General features: G+C 37.0%; 4 protein-coding genes. 1 reads left to right on the top strand and 3 read right to left on the bottom strand.

From position 1 onward, the window contains the following. Positions 1-216: 216 nt before the first annotated feature. Genes AB1Z17_RS14355 through AB1Z17_RS14345 form a run of 3 tightly spaced genes read right to left on the bottom strand, consistent with a single transcriptional unit; the run spans position 217 to position 2,455 of the window. Positions 217-1,728, bottom strand: a complete 1,512-nt coding sequence (locus AB1Z17_RS14355; RefSeq protein WP_368052454.1) for an IS66 family transposase — start codon at positions 1,726-1,728, stop codon at positions 217-219. 39 nt (positions 1,729-1,767) lie between these two features. Next, positions 1,768-2,130, bottom strand: coding sequence for an IS66 family insertion sequence element accessory protein TnpB (tnpB, locus tag AB1Z17_RS14350; protein ID WP_368052453.1), 363 nt, complete (start codon positions 2,128-2,130; stop codon positions 1,768-1,770). Position 2,131: 1 nt separating this feature from the next. Continuing rightward, positions 2,132-2,455 carry a hypothetical protein gene (locus AB1Z17_RS14345; protein ID WP_368052452.1) on the bottom strand — a complete coding sequence of 108 codons (324 nt, stop codon included), beginning with the start codon at positions 2,453-2,455 and terminating at the stop codon, positions 2,132-2,134. Here AB1Z17_RS14345 and AB1Z17_RS14340 point away from each other — a divergent pair. After that, the coding region (locus AB1Z17_RS14340) for a hypothetical protein (protein ID WP_368052451.1) at positions 2,454-3,232 on the top strand (779 nt) is incomplete at its 3' end. The genes AB1Z17_RS14345 and AB1Z17_RS14340 overlap by 2 nt on opposite strands.

Genomic DNA, 3,232 nt, shown 5'->3' with positions numbered 1-3,232 from the left:
GGCAAGATTTTACTAGAGAAAGATATCAGTGCATAAAAAATGAAACGGATTTATATGTAGACCTAGGAAAATACTTACCTAAAGAGTCAACCATTTATTATATGATTATAGCTTCCTCTAGTGGGGATAAGTTTAATGGTGATTATAGCGATGTAAATGTAAGCACATGGTAAAACACGTCTTGAAAATTATTGTAGTAACGGCTACTTTTGTTTACTATTGGGGAATGTTCGGTTGCCAATTTTGAGGTAACAGTTCATTAAGTTTATTAACCTTATGTTCCTGTATGCGGTTCAGTACATCAGTAAGCCATGCCAAGGGTTCGATATTGTTTATTTTGCAAGTTGCAAAAAATGAATAGAACATTGCAGCATGCTGCGCTGCTTTATGTGACCCAGCAAATAAATAATTTTTACGTCCTAATGCCAATGGTCTTATAGCATTTTCAATTAGGTTATTATCTATTTCATATTCACCACCATCTATATAAACTTTGAGTTTAGGCCAAAGATTAGTTGTATAAGCAATAGCTTTCCCAATAGCACTTTGCGGTGTGGTTTGTAATTGATTTTTTATTAACCATTCTTCCAACTCTTGTAGAATTGGTTTTGCATAAATTTGACGATACCTGTACCGGATTTTAAAGCTTACAGTCCGTTCACGAGCCTTGCGTTCAATTTCATACAAGCGTTGCATAAGTTTCAAAACATGTTCCGCACGTTTTTGGTCATTTTTTAAGGCTTTGTCAAAATACCTACGTGCATGAGCCATACATGCCAAGTGTATAATTTGACCATTGACAGCCATGTTTTTGTATGCCTGGTAACCATCGGTTTGCAAGGCTCCGAAAAATTCATTAAGTACTTCTTTAGGTGCTTCTTGACCCCGTCCTGTATGATATTTAAACAACACCAACCGCTGTAATGGGGATCGGTAAACCCATTGGTAACCGCTGTGCAAAGCACCTTTTTTGTGAGAGTCCTGAACTCCAATTGGCGATTCATCGGCTTGAATGTAATCGCTTTGCAGTATTTGTTTTTCTAAGGTGTCGTAAAGCGGTTCCAACAATTTGGCTGTTGCATTAAACCATCCATTTATGGTCGAATCGCTTATTGTTAAACCTTGACGTTTAAATATTTGTATCTGGCGGTAATAGGGCAAGTGGTCAACAAATTTGGATACCATTATAAAAGCCAGTAAACTGGCACCGGCATTGCCCTTAGGTATGGGAAGAGATGGAAGTTCTGCTATATCAACACCTTCACCTTTTGGCCTAGCGTACTTGGGGCGGATGATTTTGCGAACATGCATATTGCCCGGTGTATATTCCAAAACCTCTGTTATTTCTTCACCTATTTTTTTTGAACCATCCTCAATAATATCAGGTTCAATAATTTCTTCAACCCGTGGTAAATGTGCAGGTATTTTGGCTCGGATGGCTTTTTGTTTTTTCTTCTCGGCTTTTTTACGCGAGTAAGCTATTTCTTCGACCTGTTCTTCGGCTGGTTCTGCTTCTGTTTCAAAAAGGCTGTATTGTTGTGCATCAGAACTATTAGGCACAAAACGTTCGCTCTTACTCCCGAAAATAAGGCGTTTAAGCTCATCGAGCTGCTGTTTCAGGTATTCGTTCTCTGAAAGTAACTTTTCATTTTGTAGGTTCAAGGTTTCAAATTGTTCTTTGCTTAAAACAATCTGTTCATCGACGGTATTTCCTACATCTTTATTCACACTGCTAAAATACCTTTAAAACCTTACTGATCCTAAATTTTAAGTATGTTCAACAGGTAGTGAAAAATGCTTTTTTCTTTCAATATTTTTTATACTGATACCATCGACAAGCATCACCATCTGTGAATAGCTCATCTGGTAGCTGCCGGTTTCAATATCGTATTGTGGATGTTCAAACGTGCCGGACTCCAACCGTTTATAATAAAGTACAAAACCGCTACCAGCCCAATGCAGTAACTTGATTTTATTGCGTGTTTTATTTATAAAAACGTAAACATCACCATTTACAGGGGATAAGCCTAGTTGGTTTTGCACAAGCCCACATAAACTATCAAAACTTTTGCGCATGTCGGTGGGTTGGCTATATAACTGGAATTTTAACGATGAACCTAGGGTAAACATATCAGAATAGTTTTATGAGTTCTTTTACCTGGCTTGCTTCTAAGCCTTGGTTGCAATTTAATTTGACCCCATTAGGGAAAGTTATTTCAAGCCCAGATATAGTACAATTATGGTCAGGTACTGTAATTGGGATAAAATCCGCTTGCAAGGTTGGCTGCTTTTTCTGTGCCGGTTCTTGCTCTTTGTTTTGTCGGGTTTTCCAATACTTGAACTTGTAATAGTTGATGCCCTCTTGAGTACAAAATTCTTTTTGGTTTAATCCGCTGCTTTCCCAACGGCGTATAAACCCATACATTTTTGCTTTTAATTTTTCATCTGATCTCATGGGTGCGAAGCTACTAACTCAGCCCTCGCAAATCAATATGTATGCCGCCGGATGTTTACAATTAAATTCACATATAAAGAAAACGGCAGACAAGTTCGGTATTTCCATACATTGGTGGGGTAATGCAGAAAAGGAAAGATATGACCACAAACTTGACTTAGTTCAGGATATTTATCGGAAAGAATTGAAAAATAAGCATAAGGATGATAAGGTTATTTGTATCATTAAATCGTTGGAAAACACCCGTACCTTTGCTAATCGTGATATTAAAACAAAAGCAGGAAAGATATTTACCAAAATGTTTTCGTGTTTTAAATTTGTGAGCCAGTATTACATTTATATTCAAGATAAGGAACTTGGGTTATGTTATCTGAAAATATCAAGCTACCTACCGTTTGTTTGCGAGTTCTATATGAATGGTCATAACTACCTTAAGCAGCAGTTTGATATTAAAAGAGTTGATTATAAGATGAAAGAGAACTCCTTTGTGAAAGTGTCCGATTTATCTTTATTAGAAAGTCTTGTAGAAAACTTTCAGCCCAGTATTGCATTGAATCGTATATCTTACTGGATGGATACGTTTTTTCGTTTTGATAAAGGGGAACGCTCCACACGTTCAAAATTGTTGAAACATGAGTGGTTTACTTATCAAACTGAGATTTCAAGCAATGTAATTTTTAAGTCTGCAAAATATGCCAATTCCTTTTTTCAGCGGCTTCTACAAAAGCATCATACCATTGGGTTCCCCGATAGGTTGACGAAGATATTCGGTCTGTC

The organism is Lutibacter sp. (assembly GCF_040883305.1).
GTDB lineage: Bacteria > Bacteroidota > Bacteroidia > Flavobacteriales > Flavobacteriaceae > Lutibacter.
This window is presented reverse-complemented; position numbering and strand designations above follow the sequence as displayed.

What these genes read in the sequence shown, in the direction of transcription:
- tnpB (WP_368052453.1), bottom strand. Translation starts at nt 2,130, where the DNA reads ATGTTTACCCTAGGTTCATCGTTAAAATTCCAGTTATATAGCCAACCC.
- AB1Z17_RS14345 (WP_368052452.1), bottom strand. Translation starts at nt 2,455, where the DNA reads ATGAGATCAGATGAAAAATTAAAAGCAAAAATGTATGGGTTTATACGC.